Here is a 24303-nt window from a genome sequence, read left to right on the forward strand (position 1 = left end):
CCCACTGCGCGTGGGCCGGTCACTTCGTGACGTGTATACCGGTCTTGGCGGAATGAACGGTAAAGTCCTCCCATTGGTCGGAACGATCATCTTCCCCGACCAGCGGGAGGATAACCGAAGGGGTACACAAGTCACGAAGTGACCGCCCTCCGCGCAGGAGGCCCGTCCGGCAGGACACGATCCTCGTATAGTTAACCCCTATGTCCTCCTCCCCATTCGTCGTCCTGCCGAGCTCCCACGCCCGCGCACACGACACCTTCCCCGACGCCCACGAACTCGCCTCGCTACTCCGCGAGCAGATCCGTGGTGAAGTCCGCTTCGACCCCGCCTCCAAAGCCCTCTACTCCACCGACGCCTCCAACTACCGCCACATCCCCATCGGCGTCGTCATCCCCCGCGACGAAGCCGACGTCATCGCCACCGTCGCCCTCTGCCACCGCTTCAACGCGCCCATCCTCACGCGTGGAGCAGGCACCTCGCTCGCAGGCCAAGGCTGCAACGCCGCCGTCATCCTCGACTTCTCCAAATACATGAACGGCATGGGCGAGATCGACGTACAGAATCGCACCGTCACCGTCCAGCCCGGCATCGTGCTCGACCGCGTCCGCGACGCCGCAGAAAAGTTCAACCTCACCTTCGCCCCCGACCCCGCCACTCACAGCCGCTGCACCATCGGCGGTATGATCGGCAACAACTCCTGCGGCGTCCACGGCCTCCTCGGCGGCAAAACCGTCGACAACATCCTCACCCTCGACCTCCTCCTCTACGACGGCACCCGTCTCACCGTAGGCCCAACCTCTGACCGCGACATCGCACAGCACATCCAGACCGGTGGACGCGTCGGTGGCATCTACTCCTCGCTCAAGATTCTTCGCGACACCTACGGCAACCTTGTCCGCCAGAAGTTCCCCAACATTCCTCGCCGCGTCTCCGGCTACAACCTCGACGAGCTCCTCCCCGAAAACAACTTCAACCTCGCCCGCGCCCTCGTCGGCAGCGAAGGCACCTGCGCCATCATCCTCGGCGCAACGTTGCAGCTCGTCGAATCCCCGCCCTGCCGCACCCTCGTTGGCGTCGGCTTTACCGACATCTTCCTGGGCGCCGACCACGTCCCACAGATCCTCGAACACAAGCCCATCGGCTTCGAAGGCTTGGACGGCCTCCTGCTCGACGCCATGCGCCGCAAGCAGAAGTTCGCCGAAGAGCTCAAGCTCCTGCCAGACGGCAACGGCTTCCTCATCGTCGAATTCGGCGCAAACACACAACCCGAGGCCAACGCCAAAGCTCGCGCCCTGGTCGCCTATCTCAAAACTCTTCCCGCGCAGCCAACCACCCGCATCTACACCTCTGACGAAGCAAAAAACGTCTGGCGCATTCGCGAGTCCGCCCTCGGCGCCACCGCCTTCATCCCCGGCGTCGGCACAGGCTGGGAGGGTTGGGAGGATGCCGCCGTCGACCCCCATCAACTCGGCAGCTATCTCCGCGCCATCTTCGCGCTCATGAACGAGTACGGCTACCGCAGCCCCATGTACGGTCACTTCGGTCAGGGCTGCGTCCACATGCGCCACAACTTCGACCTCGAAACTCCCGAAGGCATTCTCAAATTCCGCCAGTTCATGGACCAAGCCACCGACGTTGCCCTCGCCCACGGCGGCTCTCTCTCCGGCGAACACGGCGACGGCCAGGCTCGCGGCGCTCTCCTCCCCAAGATGTTCGGTCCCGAGCTCATGGACGCCTTCCGCACCTTCAAGCGCGTCTTCGACCCCACCAACCGCCTAAACCCCAACAAGCTCATCGACGCCCACGAGCCGCACGAAGACCTTCGCCTCGGCGCCGACTACAACCCGTTGCACCCAAAAACTCACTTCGCCTACGCTGAAAACAACGGCTCCTTCGCCGATGCCAATCTTCGCTGTGTCGGCGTAGGAGCCTGCCGCAAAACTGACGCCGGCACCATGTGTCCCAGCTTCATGGCTACCGGCGAGGAACTCCACTCCACCCGCGGCCGCGCCCATCTCCTCTGGGAACTAATGCAGGGCGAAGTCCTCCCCGACCAATGGAAGAACAAGCAGGTCAAAGAATCCCTCGACCTCTGCCTCGCGTGCAAAGCCTGCAAGTCCGAGTGTCCCGTCTCGGTCGACATGGCCACCTACAAGTCCGAGTTCCTTGCCCACCACTACGAAGGCGAATCCCGCCCGCTCTCTCACTACGCCTTCGGCCGCATCGACGCCTTCGCCCGCATCGCCTCCTACGCGCCGCACCTCGTCAACACCATCAATCACACGCCCCTCATCAGCACCATCATGAAGAAGCTCCTCCACATCCACCCGAAGCGCAGCTTCCCCCGCTTCTCCAAACCCTTCACCCCCGATCGCCGCCTCGCACGCGATCCTCAACGTCGCCGCGACCGCCGCATTCCACTCCCCGCCGAAGCCCCCGAGGTCTTCCTCTGGACCGACACCTTCAACAACTACTTCCATCCCGCCGCCATGCGCGCCGCTCACAACGTCCTCACCTCCGCAGGCTTTCGCGTTACGCTCCCCACGCAACACCTCTGTTGCGGCCGCCCCCTTTACGACTTCGGCATGCTCGACACCGCCAAAGACTATCTCCTCAAAACTCTCAACGCCCTCACCGCGCAGCTACAAGCCGGCACACCTATCGTCGTCCTCGAACCCTCCTGCGCCTCCGTCTTTCGCGACGAGCTCACAAACCTCCTCCCGCACGATCCCCGAGCACAAAAACTTCGCGACCAGACCTTCCTCCTCAGTGAGTTCCTCGTCAAACGCGCCCCACACTACAGACCTCCGCAACTGAACGAGAAGATCCTCGTCCACGGCCACTGCCATCATCGCGCCACCATGGGCATGCACGACGAGATCGCTCTCCTACGTCTCACCGGAGCCGACGTCGAACTCCTCGACTCCGGCTGCTGCGGCATGGCCGGTCCCTTCGGCTTCGAAAAAGACAAGTACACCGTCTCGCAAACGCTAGCCAACCGCGTTCTCCTCCCCGCCGTCCGCAACAAAGCCGCCAACACCATCCTCGTCACCGACGGCTTCAGTTGCGCCGAACAAGTCACGCAAAACACCAACACAAAACCTATGCACCTCGCAGAAGTCCTCGCAAAACCACTGCGCGACTAGATTCGACAGAGCACGGCGAGGCATAAAATTCCTCCATGCCGTACTCTGTCAAGGAAAACTGCGATGCAGCCCCAACTCGCAATCTCCTCGTGCTGCTTCTCTTCCTATACGTGGTAGGACGGATTCTTCAGCTCTATGCGGACAGAGTTCCAACTCTCCTGATCGTCGCCTTGCATGTCCTCCCGTCGGCAACCTTCGCCCTTCTTCACGGAAGCCTCCTCTACCGCCTGCGCGGCGTAATGGTCTTCACGGCGCTCTGTCTCGGCAGTGGAACTTTCTTCGAAAGCCTCAGCCTCAGAACCGGCTTCCCCTTCGGCCACTACTACTTCACCGGTCTCATGGGGCCCAAGATCTTCCAACTTCCTGTCCTCCTGGCCCTCGCCTATCTCGGTATGGGTTATCTGTCGTGGGTTCTGGCCCTTGCAATTCTCGGCAACAAAGCCGAACCGCCACGCGGCCTCCGCCTCATCCTTCTCCCAATGATCGCCAGCTGCATGATGGTGGCGTGGGACCTATCCATGGACCCCATCTGGGCCAACATCGATCACGCCTGGGTATGGAAGCAAGGAGGCACCTACTTCGGCGTACCGATCAGCAACTTCCTCGGCTGGTCTCTCACAACCTACGTCTTCTATCAGGCCTTCGCTCTCTACCTGCGAAGACGACCACCCTTGCCTCTGCCATCACCACTCTGGCGTCTCGCGATACTCTTCTACGCCGCATCCGCCATCGGAAACATCCTCCTCATCGCTCAACCCGGAACCCCCGCCGTCATCATCGACCCTTCAGGCAGACAGTGGCTCACCGCAGAGATTCTCCGCGCCACCGTTCTCGTCTCCCTCTTCGCAATGGGAGCCTTCGCTCTGACCGCATGGCTCCGCCTCGGTAACCCAACAAAATCTTCGGAGATCTTCGACACCAACCTCCCGCAAACCGATCTCAACAGCCAGTAATACCGCGCCCTCTACCCGTACCAGAGTCCATCGAACTACGCCAAAACAATTTCGCCCACTAAGTACAAAACAACAATTTGCTACGCTAATCCCAAGTGAATCCCGTAGACGAGGTCCCATCCGTGCTCGATGTGCATCCCCCGCATGAACCCGTTCATGGCTGGCGCGACTTTCTGCTGCATCTCTTCACCATCACCATCGGCCTTCTCATCGCTCTCAGTCTCGAAGGCTGCGTCGAGTGGCAACACCACCGCCATCTCGTCCACGAGGCCGAAGCCAGCCTCCACGCCGAGATCGAAAGCAATGTCAAGGGCATTCCCGACGCGCTCGCCGGTCTGCACAAGAATCAAGCTGAGCTCAAGCACGACGTCGAAGTCCTCAAATACGTCATCAAGAACCACAAGGAACCTGAGCACACGAGCATGTATATCGGTTCCGGTATCCAAACCTTTGCCGACGTAAGCTGGAGGACAGCGCAATCTACCACCGCCCTCTCCTACATGCCCTATGACCGGGCCGAGGAGTACGCCAATATCTACACCACCCAGACCGAGCTCTACACCGCCGAGCAGCAATCTGCCCGCGACGCCATCATCAGTCTCGCGCCCTTCATGAACATGGACGACAAAGGTCCCGATCTAAGTGAGGCTCAGGCCAACGACATGAAGCAGAAGATCGAAATCCTCCAGGGCCAGCTCACCCTGGTCGAATCCTTCATGAACTCCCTCGACCGCGAATACAAGAAATTCCTCGCCGCCCACCCATCGTGAAACATCCTTTGTAACAACTCATCAAGCGCCTCTCCGTCTCTTATAGAATGATCGCCATCGATGAGCGGCACAGCGGAGGTCGAGATGACCATGGCCAAACTGCAACGGAGGATCTCGGAAGAAAAAAAGAGAAACAAGCTACGAGGCATCGCCCGAATCTCTGCCTTCACCTTCCTCCTCCTCATTGCCGTCGGCGCCACCGCTCAGTCAAACACGGAAGCAACGCCCACCGCACAAGCAATCTCCGCCCCCACTCCCACCCTCCGCGTCTACACCAATCTCAAGCAGGTCTCCGTCCTCGTCCTGAGTAGCGACTACCGGCGAGTGAAGCCGCTCGACCCATCAGGATTCCGCATCAGCCTCGACTCAGGGCCGCTGTTTCGCCCCACCTACGTTCGGCAGGAGGGCGACGATCCAATCTCCCTGGCAATCCTCATCGACGCAAGCAAACCCTACCTCGAACTGCTACCGGTGCTCGTTAGAGCCGTCGCTACCCTCCCGCCCGATTTCCTCCGTCCCCAGGATCGCGTCTCGGTCTATGCCATGGATTGCACCCTGATCCGTACGATCTACGACACCGGTGCGAACCCCGCGGCGCTCGCCGACGGGGTTAAGAGAGCCATGGCGCCATGGCAGATTCGTCAAACGCGAAACGAGGAGCTGAAGAAACAGAACAAGATCCCTCCGCCAAACTGCAGAGCCGGCCTGCCGCTATGGGACTCCATGTCAGAGGTGCTCAAAGACCTCGACCAGCAACCAGGCAGACGCGTACTCCTGGCCATCACCGATGGCGGCGACGACGGCAGCAAGACCCTCTGGAAGGACGTCATGTTCCATGCACAGATCCGCTCCGAGACCGTCTTTGGTCTACTGTCGACCATAAATCCGCCCTCCTTCAGCGGCTGGGAGGACAAGTTCGAACAGATATGCGTGAGCAGCGGTGGAGTTGAGTTGCAAGCCAACGAGCACACCACCCTTTCCCGGCTCAAGGAGTTCACGCAGATGGTGCGAGACCGCTACATCCTTGAGTACCCGCGCGCGCCAAACGAACAGCCAGGTGTCCACACAATCGCGGTGTCGTACCCAAAGAAGCGCGATCTCTATATCACGGCCACCGGAATCACTGTTCCGATTGCGAGCGAAGACGAAAAAGAGAGCATGAAAACCATTCAAGAAGACCCGTCGCGAACGCCCGAGTTCGGCAATCGGAAGGCGCTTCCGAAGCCCTGATCTCAAAATGCTATGCTTGGCACGACCGCTTCCGCATAGCGAAGGAAATAATGTTGCAACGCCACGAGTAATCGCGTCGCGGGTCGAAATGACCATGGCCAAACGGCAACGCAGGATCTCGAACGAGAAGAAGAGAAATAGGCTCCTACGAATCCCTCGAACGCCTGCCTGCACAATCCTTCTGTTACTCGCTGCCGTCGTCGCCACCGCTCAATCAAGCCCGAAAGCAGCATCCACCGCCGCACAGCAAACTCCTTCCGCTGACGCAACCCCCACCCTCCACGTCTATACCAATCTCAAGCAGGTCCCCGTCCTCGTCTTGAGTAAAGACTACGAGCGAATGAAGCCGATCGACCCATCGGGATTCCGTGTCAGCCTTGACTCCGGGCCGCGGTTCCGACCCACCTACGTTCGCCGCGAAGGCGAGGATCCAATCTCCCTGGCAATCCTCATCGACACAACCAGTCCAGCAAACGAGCTGTTGCCGGCCCTCACCCGAGCCATTGCTGCCCTCCCGCCTGATTTCCTCCATCCCCAAGACCATGTCTCGGTCTATGCGATCGCTTGCACCTTGATTCGCACAGCTTTCGACACCCCGGCAAATTCATCGGTACTCACCGACGCCGTTCAAAGAGCCATGGCGCCGTGGCAGATTCGTCAAGAGCAAAACCAAGAGCTGAAGAAACGGAAGAAAGCTCTTCCACCGTCCTGCAGCCAACCATCCGGCTGTGGGACTCCATGGCGCAAGTGCTCGACGACCTCGATCAACAATCAGGAAGACGCGTTCTCCTGACTGTGACCGACGGCAACGACACCGGCAGCAAGACTCTGTGGACGAAGATCATGACCCAGGCGCAAATCAATTCAGTGACTGTCTTTGGGCTGATGCCGACTCAAACAGTCACCTTTGGGAAGCCTCACGAGGTATCAGAGATGTTTCACGTCAACTCGTCTTTCTTCACGAGCCCCGAGGACAAATTCGAACAGATATGCGTACAAAGCGGTGGAATCCGGCTCCACACCAGCGAGCATATCGCCATGTTCGAACTCAAGGAGTTTACGCAGATGTTGCGCGAGCGTTACATCCTGGAGTTCCCCCGTTCACCGAAGGAAAAAGCAGGAGCACACACTCTGGCCGTGTCTTACACAAAGAAGAGCGACCTGTACATCGCGGCTTCCGGAATTTCAGTTCCGACCGCCAGCGAAGACGAAAGCAAAGGTGCAAACACCATTCAAGCAGATCCGTTGAAGACACCCGAGGAAGGCGATCGCAAGGTTCTCCGTCCGAACCAGTAATCCGTTATCGTCTTAACACTCGTCCCCCAAAATCTTGTCAAGCCCCTAATCGCGAAAACCCGCGCCAATCCAGCACATTCGCGTGGCGTATCAGTTACCCTCCAACCGCTATACTTGAAAAAGACTCCGAAAAGCCCTCGCTGCAAGAGGGCTTTTCTATTGCAACCCGTAACCCCTTTGCTTGGACGAATTTGGACGTAAGCCTTTTGTTATGACGATCTTGCAGGCATAAGCTAACTGTAAACTACTGATTCAAAGGAATTTATGCGCAGCGTATATGGGGGGCACCCCCACACGCCAACTTGCCACCCTTCACCCGAACCATCTACGCTAGCCCACGAGAACAATCCCGACAAACCATGACGATCAGAAAAGAAGTCGAAGCTATCCTCGCGCACCTCGGCGTCCCCGCCACCACCGGCAGCCTCACCGTCCGCACCCCCATCACCGGCGAAGTCATCGCCCAGATCGCCACCATCACGCCCGAGGCCGCCAACAAGGCCATCGCCCGGGCCCACGCCGCCTACCTCGAGTGGCGCAACGTCCCCGCCCCCAAGCGCGGCGAACTCATCCGCCTCCTCGGCGAAGAGCTCCGCACCAACCTCGAACCCCTCGGCCGCCTCGTCACCATCGAAACCGGCAAGCTCCTCTCCGAAGGCCACGGCGAAGTCCAGGAGATGATCGACATCTGCACCTACGCCGCAGGCCTCTCTCGCCAGCTCGCCGGCCTCACTGTCCCCTCCGAGCGTTCCAAACATCGCATGATGGAGACCTGGCACCCCCTCGGCGTCGTCGGCATCATCTCCGCCTTCAACTTCCCCGTCGCCGTCTGGAGCTGGAACGCAGCCCTCGCCCTCGTCGCCGGTGACGCCGTCGTCTGGAAGCCCAGCGAAAAAACTCCCCTCACCGCCCTCGCCACCCAGGCCATCTTCGAACGAGCCGCGAAAAAGTTCGGAGGAGTTCCCGCAGGTCTCGCAACTCTCCTCATCGGCGACGCCAAGGTAGGCGAGCAACTGGTCGATAGCCCGCTCATCCCGCTGGTCTCCGCTACCGGATCGACCGCCATGGGCCGCGCCGTAGCCCCCAAGCTCGCCGCACGCTTCGCCCGCGCCATCCTGGAGCTAGGCGGCAACAACGCCGCCATCGTAGCCCCCACGGCCGACCTCGATCTCACCCTACGCGCCATCGCCTTCTCGGCCATGGGCACCGCTGGACAGCGCTGCACCACGCTCCGCCGCCTCATCGTCCACGCCGACGTCTACGACAAGCTCGTCCCGCAGCTGAAAAAGGTCTACGGCTCCGTCGTCATCGGGGATCCCGGCGCGCAAGGCACCCTCGTCGGCCCGCTCATCGACGAGCGCTCCTACAACGCCATGCAAAAATCTCTCGAAGAAGCCCGCAGCGCCGGAGCAGCCGTCACTGGAGGAGAACGAATCCCCACCGCGAACGACGAAGCCTTCTACGTCCGTCCCGCCCTCGTCGAGATCGGCTCTCAAACCGACACCGTCAAGCGCGAGACCTTCGCTCCGATCCTCTACGTCCTCAAATACTCCGACTTCGCCGACGCCCTCGCCCTCCACAACGACGTCCCTCAGGGCCTCTCGTCATCGATCTTCACTATGAACCTCCGCGAGGCCGAGCTCTTCCTCTCCGCCACCGGCTCCGACTGCGGCATCGCCAACGTCAACATCGGAACCTCAGGCGCAGAGATCGGCGGAGCCTTCGGCGGTGAAAAGGAAACCGGCGGCGGACGCGAGTCCGGCTCAGACGCCTGGAAGCAGTACATGCGCCGCGCCACCAACACCATTAACTACGGCACCGACCTGCCCCTGGCACAAGGAGTCAGCTTCGACATCGACTAAACGTGGCTGAACAGCAGCCGTTTTAGGCAGCAAGCCCCAGCGTCGAGTTGACCGTAGCCAGCGCAGCCTTCTCCTCATCGGAGACCAGAGTCCCTCCGAAGCCGAGAAACCCGCCTTCCTTGGTGGCCTCTGCGGTCGCCTTCGCAACTCCGGCCAGCCACTGCTTCACCTCGGTCGCTTCTTCCGGAGTAGCCTTCTGCGCCAGCAGATCCGACGTCCGCTTCAGGATCTCGGTAGCCGCACCCTGCACCTGCGCAGGGGTGGCTCCCGCCGGAGGCTTGGGAATCGACATCTTCTGCGTCAGGTCTAACGCAAGATCCTTCAGCAGCGGGGTCTGCGCCGACGATGCAGCGGTCAAGATCATCTTGCCCGCAGCGGTTGACTCCTGAACAAGCCCAATCGGGCCGCTCGGACTCGCCGCGACAACCAGAATGCTCGCCATAAACGGAGAGGAACGCAGGAGGTCCCACTCATCAACGCTGAAATCAGCTCGTGTGCTCATATGTCCAGCCTTCCGCCCCATCGCATCGCGTGCATCGCAGACGAGGACCCTTGGGATTCGGACAGCAAAAAGATTGGCCCACCAATCACTGCCGGACTTCGAGGCTATCGAGCCAACCCCGCCCTGTCAATCAAAGCACCATGAATTTTGAACGCGATCACGACGAACCAAAACTTCGATTCGCCGCAATCGCGCTCTTACATCTTCAGCCTACTTCGCAGCAGCAGTACTCTTCCCCGCCATCCGACCATCCATATCGGCCAGCACAAACGTCGTCACCGCCAGCATAGCCGCATTCTTCCGGAACTCCTTCGGATCCACCTTATCCAGCGTATCCGCATCCGTGTGGTGCCAGTCGAAGTAGTGCAGATCATCAGTCCGCGGAGCCAGGGCAGGCACTCCATCATCAGTCAGCGGCTCAATATCCGACCCACCCCCACCCGGCAGCACCCGATCCGCCCCAATCGGCGCGAGCAGCGAAGCGATATCCTGCAACGCGGCAAACGACTGCTGCTGATCCGGCGGCAGCTTGTTCAAATCAAAAGGCGCCGCACCCGGCATCATCGCCTCGAACCCGCCATATCCCATCCCGAGCGGCTTCTCCGCTCCTTCATCCATCTCGATCGCCGCGACCTGATCTTTAATCTTCTCGCCGACCATCTTGCGATAAGCCTGCCCGCCCGCCCCGCCGTTCTCCTCATTCACCCAAAACACCAGCCGGATCGTACGCTTCGGCTTCAGCCCCAGCTTGTGAATCAGAGTCACCGCCTGAAACGCTCCCATAATGCCAGATCCATCGTCCTGCGCTCCTTGCCCAACATCCCACGAATCGATATGGCCGCCAATCACCACCACCTGCTCAGGATGCTCACTTCCCACAATCTCGCCGATCACATTGCCGGCCTGAACATCCGCTTCCATGTGCGCATCCATCTGCAGATGGACCTTCACCGGCCCTTCCTTACATAGCCGCTCGATCATCAGCGCATCTTCGACTGAGATCGCAGCCGCCGGAATCTTCGGCACCTTCTCGTCATACCGCAACGCGCCCGTGTGCGGCGTCTGCATCGCCAACCCCGTCGCCGAACGCACCAGCACTCCAACGGCGCCCTTCGCCGCAGCCTTCGACGGCCCCAACCCGCGATACATCACGTTGAACCCATAACCATGCCAACCCGGGTTGAAGACCACGATCTTCCCCTTCACCTGCTCCGGCGACATCGCATCGAGCGCCGCAAAGCTCGGCACAAATACCACATCCGCCGTAATCCCTTCCTTCGGCGTACCCACGCTCATCCCCAGCCCCAACATATGCAGCGACTTCGTCACTGGAGAGACAATCGCACCCGACTCGCTCCCCCGCACCCAACGCGGCACCATCACCGGCTGCACCGTCACATTCTGCAACCCGGCCTTCCGCATCAACTCGGCGCCCCACTCCACTGCAGTGTTCAGCTGTGGAGACCCGCTCAGCCTCTTGCCGATGTGGTCGCACAAGTAGGTCAGCGCAACATACCCATCATCATCAGTCTCAGACGCCTTTAGAATTCGATCCGCATCTGCCTTATATTTCGCAGCCAGCGGCCCCGCAAAAGCCGGCATCGAAGCCGGTGGTGGCGTATCTGGTGCGCCCATCTGCGCCAACCCCGTCTGAACAAACAACAACACAGCGCCAATTCCGAAAGCGACAACACCTTTCATGCAAAATCTCCTTTTTTCGCTGGACCGGATTCATTGACCATAAAACCTCGACTCTCCAAACACAAGGAATGATCAGATCCATGCGACGATGCTTCCTCGTAACCCTAGGAAACGCCGCGCTCCTCACCCTCGCCTTCTCAGGTAGCATCTCAATAACGAACGCATGATCAACCTCCATCGAACGCTCCTCTCCCTCTGTCTCTCCTGCACTCTGACTGCGACAGTTCCCTTCGCTCGATCCCAAACCCTCGCGCGACCCGGCTGGGTGGGCTCGGGCATGACAACCGATCTCTGGTGGAAGCGAGCCATCATCTACGAGGTAAACCCTGCCGACTTCAACCCCGCCGGCAGCAGCGGCCTGCACGGCGTCACCGAGCGCCTCGACTACATTCACTCCCTCGGCGCTGACGCCATCCTCCTCACCCCACTCCAACCCGACGCAACCCACGCACAGGAGATCGCCCCAAACCTCGGCACTCTCGACGACTTCGATGACCTTCTCCGCGAAGCCAGCAGCCGCCACCTCCGCGTCCTGCTCGATCTCGACCCCGCGATTCCCGCCGCCGACCTGCCCAACGTCGCCCGTTTTTGGCTCAACCGAGGTGTCGCTGGCTTCCACGTCTCCGGTACCAATGACGTCGCCCGTACCCAGGCCACAACCCTTCGCACCGCGAACTCCAGCTACCTGGGCCAGCGAATCCTCATCGCTGACGCCGATCCTAACCTTCCCCCAACCTCTCAACCTCAGCCGCAGCCGCAGCCGCAGCCGAAATCCGACACACGCGGCCGTCATCACGCTCACGCCCGGTCTCAGCGCAAGTCAACTACGGGCGCCCCGGCAACCACCTTCACTACTCTGGATACTCAATCGCCACAGCTCCTCCTCGACAACCGCCTCGGCGCCATCACGAGCCTGAGCGCCGCAGCCATCCGCCCTGTCATCGAACGTCTCCAGGACATCCAACAAGCCGGACATAGTCTGCCTCTACTCGCCACCGACGGCCCCACCTTCACTCGCAGCATGAGCCGCTACGCTGACGGCCAGCACGATCTCGCCATCGCCAAACTCCTCGCCATCCTGCTCTTCACTACTCGCGCCGAATCGATCATCTACTATGGCCAGGAGCTGGGCGTGCACGCAACATCCGCATCAGCCTCCACTACCCCGCTTATCCTTTGGGACGCCCCACTGCCACCTGCAAAGGGCTATGTCACCACACGACCCGAAGCCTCAGCCCCAGACGCCGCACCGAACGTCGCTCTTGAGGATGCCGACCCAAACTCTCTTCTGAACTGGTACCGTCAGCTCAGCTCACTCCATCACGGCAACGCCACACTGGCCTCCGGCGCCAGTCTCACCATCAACCGCGACGACCAGAACGTTCTCGTCCTTGTCCGCAAACCAAAAGTCGTCTCTGCCGGCTCGCCCGTTCTGGTGCTGCTCTTTAATCTCACGGCACAACCAGTCCGCCTTTCGCTCAAGGCCGACATCACAAAGCTCGGCCTCCGCGGCAGCTTCCTCCGTACCATACTGCGCTCAGACGAGGGTATGGGCACCATGCATCTCGACGAAATGACACTGCCGCCTTACTTCGCCTACGTAGGCGAACTCCGCTACTAGATGGTCGTAATACTGACGTTTCCGTCAGATGCGTGAATGCTGAACGGAACGCCGCCACTATTCAAATGCCCATGCAGATGATGGCCGCCCGACTCTCCGCTGTTGTAGTGATCCATCGTGAGCGGAAGCGTGCAAATAAGGTGTCCATCCCCGGTTGCTACATCCACATCCGCAGAGAGAGTCTGCGGCAGTCTGATCGAAACCTGCCCATCTGAGCTCTTAATCCGCGACTCAGCCGTAAGCTGCGAACCCGGGGCAAGCGTAAAGTCGAGGTTGCCATCCTTAGTCTCAAGCTGAACCGTCGAGAACTGTCCATCGATCTTCATACTGCCGTCGGAACCACGCGCATCAAGCGTGCCAATCACGTTACGGAGGCTGACACTGCCGTCCGAAGAGACAAGATGCACATCCCCCTTGATGTCATCGAGCGCCACCGACCCATCGCCAGCACGGATCTGCACCTTCCCCACCAGGTTGCTCGCAGAAAGACTGCCGTCAGCCACCCTGGCATCCAGATCGAGCTTCATAGGAGTCTCCACGCTTACCTTCGTCCTTCGGCCTTCATTCCACAGAATATGCACACCCATATGCGGCTTCTCTTTGAAACTGAAGAAGACATGATCTCCCTCCTGACGCTCCTCAAGGTTGTACTCGCTCAACTTCCGGTTTGATTCCACATGAACTTTGATCTCTTTGCACTCTCCGCAGGAGCGAATCTCAAGACCGCTATCGCCTGTCTCTACCGTGAGTGAAGCACTCCAGCCGCTCACCGCATACACCTTCTGCCAATCGTTGTCCGAGCTTTGGGCAAGCGCTGCGGAAGACGCAAGAGAAAGAGCAACCGCCGCAATCATGGCGGCGGATCCCGTTGATCTGTTTCCTGAAAACGACATAGTAATCTCCTGTTTGCAAGGGCTGGCGAAGGAGGTTACGCAAGAGAGACCCATCAGGTTCCACGATTCCGGATAAATCGACGCGAGCCGATCAAAACGAATTTCCCAAACCATTCTCCGCTAGTGTGCACCGGGACAGAGATCAATAATTGCTTCCGTCATCGTTGAAACCCGCTACGCCAGCTCGCCGACTTTCAACTCAGTCCAGGGTACCCGCAATGCCGTTTCATACCCGGCATAGACCCGGTCGAACACCGCGTCCCAGCTACACCCCAACGCATACTGCCGTGCCTTCAGCCGCATCCCTTCCAACCGTTGCCGATCTCTCACCAACTCCGCAACCGCGGCTGCAAAATGATCATCGTTAGTTACAAATCCAGTCTCGCCATCCCTCACGATAAACTTCGGTCCACCGTCAGGGGTCACTACCGCCGGCACCCCGCTTGCAAGCGCTTCCAGCACTACGTTTCCAAACGTGTCCGTATGCGACGGAAACACCAGAACATCCATATTCGCGTAAGCCTGCGCCAGCGCAGCCCCCCGCAGCACGCCGGCAAACTCCGCATCCGCCAACTCCCGCCGCAGCTCTGCTTCGTCGCTCCCATGCCCGACAATCAGAAACCTCACTCCATCCACTCCCGCCGCTGCCAGCTCCCTCTGCACCCGTGCCAGCAGTTTCACATTCTTCTCAATCGAAAGCCTCCCCACATATCCCAGCACCACCGCCGACTCATCAGCCTCGCGTGTCCTGTGCAAGGGAGAAAACCACTCCGTATCCACACCACGCTGCATCAGGTAGCAGGGCCTTCCCGTCGCTCTCTCCAACATGCCACAAAGCTCTTCATTTGGCGCAAACAGAACCTTCGCCAGTTGATAAAACCGCGAAGCTGCCCACAATGCCCCCGCCTCCACCCCACGCTCAGTCGTCGCACCCGTGTGCTCCGACATTCTTCCCGTCAACCAACCCATCCTGCGCGCTGCGTACTCATGCACATTCGTATGCCACGACGCGGCCAGCGGAATCCCCATCTCCCACGCAAAGTACGCGCCAAAGATCCCCAACTCACTCGGCCCTGTGATGTGGATCACATCCGCCCGGAACCGCTCCAACTGCCGTCGAATCGCTCCGCCGTGTCGCCAGAACAGCGTGTCGAACTCAAGATCCTTCTCCATTCGCACCGACGTACGACTGCGCCCCAGCTCCAACGTCCTCAGTTCGTCCCGCTGTTCGAAAGCCTCCGCCCGCCCGCCAGCACGCACGCAAAGAAATGGCAGCCCATGCCGCTCTGCATAGGCCACAAAGTTGCGACTCGTATGCGCGACCCCGTTCACCTCATGGAAGGAGTCCGGAAAGTAGGCAACACGCGGCACCCGCATCGCTCTAGACTACCCCGCGCGCTTCGCCTGCGGAAACAAGTATCTCCGCAATCGAACGAAGAGATTAAATCGGATCAAAAACGGTCACACATCGATTCTGCAGACCCGCTCCTCAGGCATCCAGCTTCGCCAGTGTGGTCTGCATCTCGACACTGTCGTTCCACGCCATCCGCAGGCCACCCGACAACGGCGCCGCGCCCATCAGCCTCACCATCGACAGAACCGCACTGATCGGGGAGGGTGGATAGCCCTTCGGCCACAACTCACACACCGGACGGATCTCTCCATGTCGATCCGGATGGTAGACCCTCTGATCCCAGCGGCGCGAGCCCTCCGGAAAGTGTGGGTAGTTGCGGATCGTATCCAAGGTTGACTGCAGAATCCGATGCTTCCAGGGCTCGGCGTACTGCGGCATAAAGAGCACATGACTCTCCCGATCACGCCGCACCTCGTGTACAAACTCGGTAAAGCTGCCTGCCCGTGTCAGGTTCACATTCGCATTCGGCTCCACACCATGGCGGTCTCCGCCGCTGATTACCAGCTGATTCCATTTGCCGGCCAGAGTCGCCGCCTCGCGGTTTTCCTTCCAGTCACGCAGCCCGTTCAACTCGAGCGCGTGGACAAACTGCCCATACAGAGCGAGAAACTCGTTCACCAGAACGTCATGCTTCTCCTTGCCCACCCGGTACAGATCCCACAGCGGATGATTGAAGATCACCAGCACGCCCGGAATCTCATCAAGCTCAGCCAGAACCTCTCGCAGTAGCTGAGGATCGCGACTCGCCACCGGAAGCGCCGTAAACGCAGCCAGACGCTCCATCCACGCCACGCCCGTCGCGCTCGGCAGATTGTGAACGCCGATATGAAACGCCGTGTCGCCAAAAGGCACCGTCCACTCAACCGACACCGGAATATGCCGTGACGAAGGCACCGATCGCAGCAGCATCGGCGCATTGATGTCATCGTGATCCGTAATCGACACGAGAGCCTGCATCTGCAGCTTCTCTTCAATCTGCCGCCGCTCCAGATCAAAAGCCAGGCTCGGTGTCAGCGGGGGAGTCCAGTAGCCCCGGGCATAGTTCAGGTCAATGCTCTGCCGCCGCTTGCACCGTCGTTCTGCCCACCGCATCACCGGCTGCAGCACGCTCCAGTCCTTGGACATCTCCGAGATGAAATCCAGAGTCTCCTTCGACTGGTTGGTGTGACTATGCAGCGAGACCCCGGTTTCAAAACCCTTCGCCGCCTCCGGTTCCCGCCACAGGTACGAAACACTCGACTGGCTCATCGGGTCACCCCCAGATTGTCAGGCTGCTTACGAGTGCAGTATCGAGTTCTAATGTGACGAGGGTGTAACTGCACCAACAATGCAGCTTCAAAATCCGTAACCCCAGTATCTACAATGATTCCCTAAAGGTTGTAGGCTCTTATTCCGATCGCCAAACGTAGTGGAGGCCAACGCACCAGTTTCTGCTCGCGTCGATGGATCACGACGGCTACGCAGCCCTGTCGTCAAGAACGTACAGTTCACAAGCACAATCTAGTTCGGCTTGCCGCCGCCCCGGTTCGGCTGTGGCCGTGACCCCGATGACGACGGCCTCCCAGCCGGCCGAGACTGTTGCGCAGGTCTGCTCTGGCTTGTAGGACGAGACTGCGGACTAGGACGGCTCTGTGTAGGCCGAGTCTGCGGCGTGGGGCGAGGTTGTGCTGGCCGCGTAGTCGGACGAGGCTGCGTTGTTGGACGGCCTGGTTGCGGCGTGGGACGAGGCTGCGGAGTCGGTCTTCCACCCTGTCCCGGCTGAGACGGACGTCCTCCACCCTGACCGCCCCCTGGTCGATTGCCGTTTCCAGGACTTCCAGGACCTGTTCCCGGGCGATTCCCATTCCCAGGAGTCCCTGGACGATTCCCATTCCCAGGAGTTCCTGGACGGTTTCCATTTCCAGGAGTTCCTGGGCGATTTCCGTTCCCAGGAGTTCCTGGGCGATTCCCATTTCCCGGAGTTCCAGGACGCGACCCTCCTGGCTTGGTTCCTGGACGTCCGTAGTTAGGACCGCCCGGCGATCCCCCGGGACGACCCGGACGATAACCCGGCTGGCCCGGACGGTAACCCGGCTGCCCATAGCCAGGCCGGCTGTACCCCGGCCGGTTCGCCGACATCGGTGGCCGATAGTTCGGCGGACGATATCCCCAGTTGCCACCGTACCCTGGACGGCTGGCATACGGCACCGGCCGTGGACGGTAATACGGCCGCGGGGGATAGTACCCTCCATGCCATCCGCCCCAAGGGCCATGGTTGTAGTAGATGCTGTGTCCACCCCAGTTCCATCCCCAGCCACCCCAGCCCCAAGGCTGGTTGTTTACCAGTAGCGCCCCAATCCCGATCCCCACCCCAAAGCCAATGAGCGACGCAGCCACCACGCTACTAGTACTCGGCGCCACGTAAACCACCGTCGGGTTATATTGCGGGACATACACCACCTGCGGATTCGCCGGCTGAATCACATAAATCGGCTGCCCCGAATTTTGCTGCACCTCAACCTGCTGCTGCGGTGTGCTCCGCAACGTCCCCGCCGCATAAGCCTGCGAACGCAACCGCTGAATCGCCGCCGACACCTCCGCCTGATTCGACGAGACGGCCGTCCCGAGCGCGGCGTAGTCGTCAATATTCTCAGCCATCATCTCGATGACAGAAGGAAAGTTGGTAAGAGCAATAAAAGCCGGATCGAAACCCTGCTTCTGCGCCGCATCCGTCAACGCCGTCCCGCTCAGGCTCTTATTCAGCGCCAGCCAGTTATCGACATCCAGAATCTCCTGAGGATTCGTCGAAGCCGTCGTAATCTGCGCCAGCAGCGAGTCGGGATAGAGCGCTATCGGCGCCAGCAACTGATCAAGCTGCGCAGCCGTAGGTGGTGGTGGCGGCGCAGCGGCCGCTTGAGCCAGAAGCATCGCCCCAAAGCTCTGAAACATCAACACGGCTACAAGAAAAAGCGCGGCGAGGACACTTGGTTTCCGTTGCATGCAAGACCTCAAAAAAGATGAGTGTTGCGACCGATCTAATTCCTTACGAGCGTGCCAGAACGAGAATCCTATCAGAACGAACCCCGCAGGTCGTCCCGAAGTTCGCCAATCCAGCTACCGAGTCTTTGCGATATCCGGCCCCATCATCTCCTGCACACTCGGCGCCGGATGATCCGGAATCTCTTCTTTCTCCAACCTCGCCTGCTCCCGCTCGTAGTCAGACTCCAAATGATTCTCCGTCAACCCCGCCTTCAGCAGCGCGAACGCCTCCTCCGGCGTATCCGCAAACTGAAACAGCTCCAGATCCGCCGTAGCGATCGCACCCTTCTCGGCGAGCAGCTCAAGGTTGATCACTTTCTTCCAATAATCCGATCCGTAGATCACCACCGTAATCTTCTTAGCCAGCTTCTTCGTCTGCGCCAGCGTCAACAGCTCGAACATCTCATCCAGCGTCCCAAACCCACCCGGAAACACCACCAGCGCCTTCGCGAGGTATGCAAACCAGTACTTCCGCATGAAGAAATAGTGAAAGTCAAAGCTAAGCGCAGGCGTAATGTAAGGGTTCGGGTGCTGCTCAAACGGCAGCCTGATGTTCAGCCCGATCGTCTTGCATCCAGCCTCATACGCACCGCGATTCGCCGCTTCCATAATCCCCGGTCCGCCGCCCGAGGTCACCACAAAACGGTGTCGCCTGCCCGGCAGCGTCTTCGACCACGTAGCCACCATCCCCGCCAGCTGCCGCGCGCCCTCGTAGTACTGAGCCATCTCCACCGCAGCTTCGGCCAGCTTCAGCTTCTGCGCGCTCGCCTCGCCCCTCTCAATTTCCTCCGGACTCGCCGGTTGCTCCTCCTTCGGCGCGGGTTGAGCCGACCCTGTATTTGCCAGCAGCTCCAGCTCCGAGTTCGCCACGTCCAGCGCCCGAAACCGCGCCGACCCGAAGAACACCACCGTGTCCTGAATCCGTTCCCGCCGAAACCGCGCCATTGGCTCCTGGTACTCTGCCAGAATCCTCAGCATTCGCCCCTCGGGCGAGTTCAAAAAATCAGCATTCTCATACGCCAGCGGAGCCTGCTCCAGCGTATCCGGCACCTTAGGGTTCATAGTCTCTCTATCCACATGTTAGAAAACCGGCAGTCGATCGCCCGTCATCCCCGGTAATCGCGGTAGTGCACCGCCTCGGAGACACCGATCCATATATCCAACAGCCCCAGTCCGGAGATCATCCCCCGCACCGCGCCATTATGCAACACCGCAGCAAGCCACGGCCTCGCCAGAATGAACTCATTGCGATCCCATATCCGCGTCCACCACGGCAGTACCATCACCAGCACGCCCAGATACACGCAGAACAGCACCAGCACAAACAGCGACAGCCGCTGCAGCCACACCGGCGCTGTTCTCTTTACAGGTTCAACCTTATTCACCGCCGCATCTTCAACGGTCGGTTCAGGGTTCGGGAAAAGTTGTGGCTGTCCGGACATCAAACTCCGCATCAAAACGTTCTGCGCAAAACCTCTTCTGCTCGAATAACTCTCAAGTCTGACACTAGCAGAGCGCCTCGCGCTTGTCTCTCCGGCCAAAGCATCATCCAAGGCTCCCCTCTCCTCACCTCTCTCATTTTGCAGGGGTTGGAAGCTTGGCCGGCGCCCGCGTATCGTGCGGAAAATCGAGCCGCAAGTCATACGTCGACCGCGTCCCTGTCACCTTGATCGGCAACTCCACTCCCGCCCCATTTTTCTTCAGCAGCTTGTCGAACGGCACCAGCAACAGACTCTTCCATCCGGTCGTCATCTGCGACGCTGTCGCCTCGGTCCTCACCTTTCCATGAAACTCGTAGGTGCTCCCAATCAACTCGATCTGCCCACTCATCGTCACCTGCGCGCCCGGCATCTGGTAGTTCAGCTCCGGTATCTGCATCACCGCGTCCGCCTGCGAAAACGTACCCGACATCGACGACCCCACCACCGCCGCATCCTGCGCATTGGCCAGCTTCGGCTTCCCCTGCGCCCGTTCGCTCATTGCATCCAGCTCCTGCTGCATCTTCACGTTATTCAGCAGCGCATCGTGAATCGCAAACGTCCCATCCAGCCTCACCTTCTTCGAAACGCTCACCGGCCCCGGCGGAACCACGACATGCACCTTCGTCGCCAGCGCCCCACGCATCAGCGCCGGGTTCCCCTTCATCGCCAGCGCCAGCATGTCCTCAATCCTGCCCTTCTCCATCACCGCATGCAGGTCCGTCGTATGCCCCGGCGCTCCCGTGGCACGCGTCACAGACCCCGTAGCCGTCAACTCCGACCGGCCCAACCGTGCCTTCACCCTATCAAGCCGCACATCGCCCGTCGTCCCATCCACCACCGCATTGAACTCCGTCCGCATCGGCAGCGAATGGTCGCTGATATCAAGCCGGAACTCCGGCACCTCTGCCGCTCCATCCACCGCAATCGCCCCCAGCGTCCCCTCATACTTTCCCGTCGACGACAGCATCCCGCCCAGTCCATGAATCGACGACAGGTCCGCATGCGTGAACTCATAGTCCCCATCAATCGGTGTATCCCGCGGATTATCCCTCTGCCACGGTCCAAAGTGCCCCGTCGAGCGCACATCTCCCACCGGCTTCGGATTTCGCAGCACCGCCGTATAGTTCAACGGCTTCTTCGCCCCAACATCGGTCAACACCACGCTGCTGATCTCGAACTCCAGCGGCTTCTTCCCCGGCTTAATCGTCTCCAGCGTCACCTTCGCGTCCGTACACTCAATCCGGTCCACCGTAATACTCAGCTTCCCCTGGCCCTTCTCCTTCGGGTCATCCGGCATCAGCGGTCCGCGCTCCTCCTTCGGCGGAATATTCACCGTCACCCCATGCACCTTCACATCCACGATGCGCGTCGTCGGCCGCAGCAGCTCCCTCCAATCCGTACCGAATTCAAAGCTGTCCACGACCACCATCGGCGGCGCATTCTGACGAGCATCCGGCTTCGTCGGCCCCGCAAGATAAAGAATCCGCAGCCCCCCACCCCGCACGATCACGCCTTTGCGCATCGACAGCTCAAACCGATCCAGCTCCACCGGGCTATGGAACTTTGCAGAAAGCGACTCCACCACTTTTTTCCGCAACATCGGCTGCAGCTGCCGCAGTCCCCACTCCACCATCAATGCCCCCGCAATCGCTACAAGCACAAAAGCCGCGCCGGTCCAAAGAACCCAGCCTCTCCGCCACCAGCGCTGGCGTTCTACGGGCGCCACCGTATCAATACCCGTCTGGTTCAAAAAAAACCCTCTACCGATTGGACGCACCTATCCGCCCAAAAGCCGTAACCGCTTAAAAATACCGATAGACAAGACTCGACAGGTGCTGCTCTGCCACGCGACGGCTACTCCGCCTCCGCATCACCAGTAATTAAAAGAGGTCCGGCGCCTTCACCTGCGACAACCTCTTCTCCCGCTTCCTCCACTCGTCGGAAGAAAACAAGCGCGGTCCGACCTCAATCAACCTCGGCATCATGTTGAACACAGCCACCCTGTTCCACGGTCCGCCATTCCGCATCCGAAACCCCTTCTCATTCAGGTCGCTCACAATGCTTGCATACGAGAAGTCCTCCCCCAGCAGATCCATCATCAGCATCAGTATCTGATTTTCCCTGGGATGAACCTCAAGCCTCATGCAGTCCTCCGAGATTCGCAGCCCAAAAGGAATATCCTCGCCGAACGCTCCCTCCCGCGGCGTCTCCTGATCCGGCAGCTCCCGCTTCCACTCGATCGACACCAATTGCCATCCCGCAGCCGTACGCTGCGCCATAATCTCAGGACTAAACGGCCCCGAAACCACATCGCGAACCCGTTCAAAATATGCCATAGCCAGCCTCCGCAATCGAGAATCTGGTAATGGAAGCGTGCAATTCCTCTGCCAAAAGTACACGCCACAAGCATCCCGGTAACTTCAGTCTCACCAAGATATAAGCGATATCCCGCCGACAACGCCCACATCCTCGGCTGTTCAATCTCACAAAACACTGTTCGCTTTCGGACTCCCACTTGCCGGCCGAAGAATGTCGCCCGCGACCAACGGGAGCACCATCCGAATGGGTACACAAGTCACGAAGTGACCGCCGCCCGCGCAGGGCGCCCGTCCGGCAGAACACATCGCCTACCGTTGTGTCTGAAGCTGCGCCCGTTGAATCTTCGCCCGAACCTCTTCCCCGCGAAAGATCGGCGACGAGCAAGCCTGTGCCGTGCAAAGAAAAAGCGCAGCTCTCTTCAACGGAGGGTAAGTCACGCTCGTGGTCAACGGCGCGGGATCGGCGGGGTCACGTATCTCGATCAACTCACGCGACGTAATCGATCGCAACGCAGCAGTATGCAGCGCAACCACATCAGCATTCGACGCCGCCCCCACCACGGTAACGTGAATCGGAGACTCAGTCATATCCTCATTGGCAAGCAGCACCCCAGCCGAAAGCGGCCGCAACGCAACTGACTCCGCCGCAACATACCGCATCGCCTCCGCAGCAGTTGCATGAAACCGCTCCTCTCCCGAAGCCAGCGCAAGTGCCGACGCGAACCGCACCAGCGCGACATTCTCATCGCGATCAGGGTGCGGCCGATACGCAGCATCCGTAGCCTTCTGTGCCGTAACAAATCCCCCACCCGCTGAAGCGGGCGCAAAGTGAGCAGCAATATACTGCGCCGCCGCAGTAGCAGCCTTCAGATCTTCGCGATCGCCCGTAACGTTATACAGCGCCAGAAAAGCCTGCCCCATCGCCAGCGTATCCCCAAGGTAAGGCCCGGCAGGATCAACGTCGTCGTGCCGGAATCCTCCGCCAGGCAAGCTGCGATGTACCACAATCCATCCCGCAGCACGACGCGCCTGCTCTAACGCCGAAGCATCACCGCTTGCAGCGTAGTAGTCGCACAAAGCATCGATCATCCACCCATTTTCGCGAGCATAAACATGCGTATCCACACGCGGAATCCCCTGCGCCCGCCGCCCCTCATCCGAAAGCTTGAAATAAGTTTCATTCTCCTGCCCATCATGCAGATCCGCATCCTGCGACACAAAGAAAACACCCGCAGAAGGAGCAGTCAGAAAGTTTGTAACATAACGATGCACAGATTGCGCCGCGTTTAAATCTTCAGCATTCTGAGTCTGCGCATAGGCAAGCGAATACTCCCGCAGCGCGTCCGCCTGAATGGAGATCAACTTCTCAAAGTGTGGCTCCGTCCAATGCCGGCCAACCGAATACTGGTACATCCCACCCCAGACAGGATCAAGCAGGTTCGTCGCATCATGCAATGTATCCGCCGCTCGCTTCGCATACTCTGCATTCCCCCGCGCCCCCTGCCGTATCGCATACTCCACCGACTCTTCATCGAGATACTTATGAACAAACCCCCAGCCACCAACCGGCTTGTCATATTGCTTCTCGTACTGCACCTCAATCCGCGCCAGCAGCGCAGGCTTGATCACCGAATCCGACGCCGGACGAAACACACCTTCCTTCTCGACGCTCGGTCCCGGCGAAGGATCGTCAATAATCGCCTGCAGCATCGACGACATCAACTTCGGCGGCAGATACCCCTGCCGCTTCACAATCTCCGACCCATCCGCCGCAAACACCACCGTCGCCGGCCACCCATAGTCCTGGTATCGATTCGAGATATCCGGCCGCGAGTCCTGATCCACCTTCACCAGCACATACCGCCTATTCAGCAATTGCACCACCACCGGATCACGATACGTCACATCATCCATCACGTGGCACCAATGGCACCACACCGCCTCGAGATCCAGCAGCACAAACTTATGCTCTGCCCGAGCCTGAGCAAACGCCCCATCCGACCAAGCCTTCCAGTGCAAAGCCCCCGGAGCCGGCGAAGCCCAACCCGTAAGAGCAAACATCATCAAAGAAATAAAAACCGCCAAACGTAATCTCATA

The 24303-nt window shown here is 59.7% G+C and carries 19 protein-coding genes; 8 read left to right on the forward strand and 11 right to left on the reverse strand.

The annotated features are described in order from the left end of the window. Window positions 1–200: 200 nt before the first annotated feature. From HDF14_RS03425 to HDF14_RS03455, 7 genes are all read left to right on the forward strand, one after another. Window positions 201–3146 (forward strand): FAD-binding and (Fe-S)-binding domain-containing protein, encoded by a 2946-nt coding sequence (locus tag HDF14_RS03425; protein ID WP_183973495.1) that lies wholly within the window; start codon window positions 201–203, stop codon window positions 3144–3146. Between the two features lie 35 nt (window positions 3147–3181). Beyond that, a complete protein-coding gene (locus HDF14_RS03430) occupies window positions 3182–4099 on the forward strand; it encodes a carotenoid biosynthesis protein (protein WP_183973497.1) in 918 nt (305 codons plus the stop codon). 122 nt (window positions 4100–4221) lie between these two features. Further along, window positions 4222–4869 carry a hypothetical protein gene (locus HDF14_RS03435; protein ID WP_183973499.1) on the forward strand — a complete coding sequence of 216 codons (648 nt, stop codon included), beginning with the start codon at window positions 4222–4224 and terminating at the stop codon, window positions 4867–4869. A gap of 60 nt (window positions 4870–4929) precedes the next feature. Further along, entirely contained in the window at window positions 4930–6099 is a 1170-nt protein-coding gene (locus HDF14_RS03440; RefSeq protein ID WP_183973501.1) for a hypothetical protein, read from the forward strand. Between the two features lie 94 nt (window positions 6100–6193). Next, the gene (locus HDF14_RS03445; RefSeq protein ID WP_183973503.1) at window positions 6194–6892 is read left to right on the forward strand and encodes a hypothetical protein; all 699 of its coding nucleotides are present in this window, start codon (window positions 6194–6196) and stop codon (window positions 6890–6892) included. Then, window positions 6838–7395 (forward strand): hypothetical protein, encoded by a 558-nt coding sequence (locus HDF14_RS03450; RefSeq protein ID WP_183973505.1) that lies wholly within the window; start codon window positions 6838–6840, stop codon window positions 7393–7395. Before HDF14_RS03445 ends, HDF14_RS03450 begins: the two co-directional genes overlap by 55 nt. Window positions 7396–7754: 359 nt before the next feature. Next, window positions 7755–9257, forward strand: a complete 1503-nt coding sequence (locus HDF14_RS03455) for an aldehyde dehydrogenase family protein (protein ID WP_183973506.1) — start codon at window positions 7755–7757, stop codon at window positions 9255–9257. Between the two features lie 22 nt (window positions 9258–9279). On the opposite strand, the gene HDF14_RS03460 is transcribed toward HDF14_RS03455, so the two are convergent. Beyond that, entirely contained in the window at window positions 9280–9759 is a 480-nt protein-coding gene (locus HDF14_RS03460) for a hypothetical protein (RefSeq protein ID WP_183973508.1), read from the reverse strand. A gap of 210 nt (window positions 9760–9969) precedes the next feature. Continuing rightward, entirely contained in the window at window positions 9970–11460 is a 1491-nt protein-coding gene (locus tag HDF14_RS03465) for a M20/M25/M40 family metallo-hydrolase (RefSeq protein ID WP_183973510.1), read from the reverse strand. Between the two features lie 163 nt (window positions 11461–11623). Between HDF14_RS03465 and HDF14_RS03470 the strand changes: the two genes are divergently transcribed. Then, the gene (locus HDF14_RS03470; RefSeq protein WP_183973512.1) at window positions 11624–13081 is read left to right on the forward strand and encodes an alpha-amylase family glycosyl hydrolase; all 1458 of its coding nucleotides are present in this window, start codon (window positions 11624–11626) and stop codon (window positions 13079–13081) included. Here HDF14_RS03470 and HDF14_RS03475 read toward each other — a convergent pair. The 9 genes from HDF14_RS03475 to HDF14_RS03515 all read right to left on the reverse strand — a co-directional run bounded on the left by HDF14_RS03475 (window position 13078) and on the right by HDF14_RS03515 (window position 24302). Continuing rightward, entirely contained in the window at window positions 13078–13974 is an 897-nt protein-coding gene (locus HDF14_RS03475) for a DUF4097 family beta strand repeat-containing protein (RefSeq protein ID WP_183973513.1), read from the reverse strand. The genes HDF14_RS03470 and HDF14_RS03475 overlap by 4 nt on opposite strands. A gap of 174 nt (window positions 13975–14148) precedes the next feature. Then, window positions 14149–15351, reverse strand: coding sequence for a glycosyltransferase (locus HDF14_RS03480; protein WP_183973514.1), 1203 nt, complete (start codon window positions 15349–15351; stop codon window positions 14149–14151). 112 nt (window positions 15352–15463) lie between these two features. Next, window positions 15464–16636 (reverse strand): PHP domain-containing protein, encoded by a 1173-nt coding sequence (locus HDF14_RS03485; RefSeq protein ID WP_183973515.1) that lies wholly within the window; start codon window positions 16634–16636, stop codon window positions 15464–15466. Between the two features lie 252 nt (window positions 16637–16888). After that, a complete protein-coding gene (locus HDF14_RS03490; protein WP_183973516.1) occupies window positions 16889–18367 on the reverse strand; it encodes a DUF3300 domain-containing protein in 1479 nt (492 codons plus the stop codon). A 114-nt stretch (window positions 18368–18481) separates the two neighbouring features. Continuing rightward, window positions 18482–19468 (reverse strand): TIGR00730 family Rossman fold protein, encoded by a 987-nt coding sequence (locus tag HDF14_RS03495; protein WP_183973517.1) that lies wholly within the window; start codon window positions 19466–19468, stop codon window positions 18482–18484. A 44-nt stretch (window positions 19469–19512) separates the two neighbouring features. Next, window positions 19513–19848, reverse strand: a complete 336-nt coding sequence (locus HDF14_RS03500) for a hypothetical protein (protein WP_183973518.1) — start codon at window positions 19846–19848, stop codon at window positions 19513–19515. A gap of 133 nt (window positions 19849–19981) precedes the next feature. After that, window positions 19982–21637 carry an AsmA-like C-terminal region-containing protein gene (locus tag HDF14_RS03505; protein ID WP_183973519.1) on the reverse strand — a complete coding sequence of 552 codons (1656 nt, stop codon included), beginning with the start codon at window positions 21635–21637 and terminating at the stop codon, window positions 19982–19984. Between the two features lie 130 nt (window positions 21638–21767). Then, window positions 21768–22223 carry a recombinase family protein gene (locus HDF14_RS03510; RefSeq protein ID WP_183973521.1) on the reverse strand — a complete coding sequence of 152 codons (456 nt, stop codon included), beginning with the start codon at window positions 22221–22223 and terminating at the stop codon, window positions 21768–21770. A 291-nt stretch (window positions 22224–22514) separates the two neighbouring features. Next, entirely contained in the window at window positions 22515–24302 is a 1788-nt protein-coding gene (locus HDF14_RS03515; protein ID WP_183973523.1) for a DUF255 domain-containing protein, read from the reverse strand. Between the last annotated feature and the right edge of the window lies 1 nt (window position 24303).

This window comes from Tunturiibacter gelidiferens (assembly GCF_014201335.1).
Classification (GTDB): Bacteria; Acidobacteriota; Terriglobia; order Terriglobales; family Acidobacteriaceae; genus Edaphobacter; species Edaphobacter lichenicola_E.

Bases quoted from the DNA above. Each gene is read 5' to 3' on its own strand.
- HDF14_RS03490 (WP_183973516.1), bottom strand. From the start codon at position 18,367: ATGCAACGGAAACCAAGTGTCCTCGCCGCGCTTTTTCTTGTAGCCGTG.
- HDF14_RS03480 (WP_183973514.1), bottom strand. From the start codon at position 15,351: ATGCGGGTGCCGCGTGTTGCCTACTTTCCGGACTCCTTCCATGAGGTG.
- HDF14_RS03485 (WP_183973515.1), bottom strand. From the start codon at position 16,636: ATGAGCCAGTCGAGTGTTTCGTACCTGTGGCGGGAACCGGAGGCGGCG.
- HDF14_RS03500 (WP_183973518.1), bottom strand. From the start codon at position 19,848: ATGTCCGGACAGCCACAACTTTTCCCGAACCCTGAACCGACCGTTGAA.
- HDF14_RS03430 (WP_183973497.1), top strand. From the start codon at position 3,182: ATGCCGTACTCTGTCAAGGAAAACTGCGATGCAGCCCCAACTCGCAAT.
- HDF14_RS03425 (WP_183973495.1), top strand. From the start codon at position 201: ATGTCCTCCTCCCCATTCGTCGTCCTGCCGAGCTCCCACGCCCGCGCA.
- HDF14_RS03470 (WP_183973512.1), top strand. From the start codon at position 11,624: ATGATCAACCTCCATCGAACGCTCCTCTCCCTCTGTCTCTCCTGCACT.
- HDF14_RS03465 (WP_183973510.1), bottom strand. From the start codon at position 11,460: ATGAAAGGTGTTGTCGCTTTCGGAATTGGCGCTGTGTTGTTGTTTGTT.
- HDF14_RS03440 (WP_183973501.1), top strand. From the start codon at position 4,930: ATGAGCGGCACAGCGGAGGTCGAGATGACCATGGCCAAACTGCAACGG.
- HDF14_RS03495 (WP_183973517.1), bottom strand. From the start codon at position 19,468: ATGAACCCTAAGGTGCCGGATACGCTGGAGCAGGCTCCGCTGGCGTAT.
- HDF14_RS03455 (WP_183973506.1), top strand. From the start codon at position 7,755: ATGACGATCAGAAAAGAAGTCGAAGCTATCCTCGCGCACCTCGGCGTC.
- HDF14_RS03450 (WP_183973505.1), top strand. From the start codon at position 6,838: ATGGCGCAAGTGCTCGACGACCTCGATCAACAATCAGGAAGACGCGTT.
- HDF14_RS03510 (WP_183973521.1), bottom strand. From the start codon at position 22,223: ATGGCATATTTTGAACGGGTTCGCGATGTGGTTTCGGGGCCGTTTAGT.
- HDF14_RS03460 (WP_183973508.1), bottom strand. From the start codon at position 9,759: ATGAGCACACGAGCTGATTTCAGCGTTGATGAGTGGGACCTCCTGCGT.
- HDF14_RS03475 (WP_183973513.1), bottom strand. From the start codon at position 13,974: ATGTCGTTTTCAGGAAACAGATCAACGGGATCCGCCGCCATGATTGCG.
- HDF14_RS03515 (WP_183973523.1), bottom strand. From the start codon at position 24,302: ATGAGATTACGTTTGGCGGTTTTTATTTCTTTGATGATGTTTGCTCTT.
- HDF14_RS03445 (WP_183973503.1), top strand. From the start codon at position 6,194: ATGGCCAAACGGCAACGCAGGATCTCGAACGAGAAGAAGAGAAATAGG.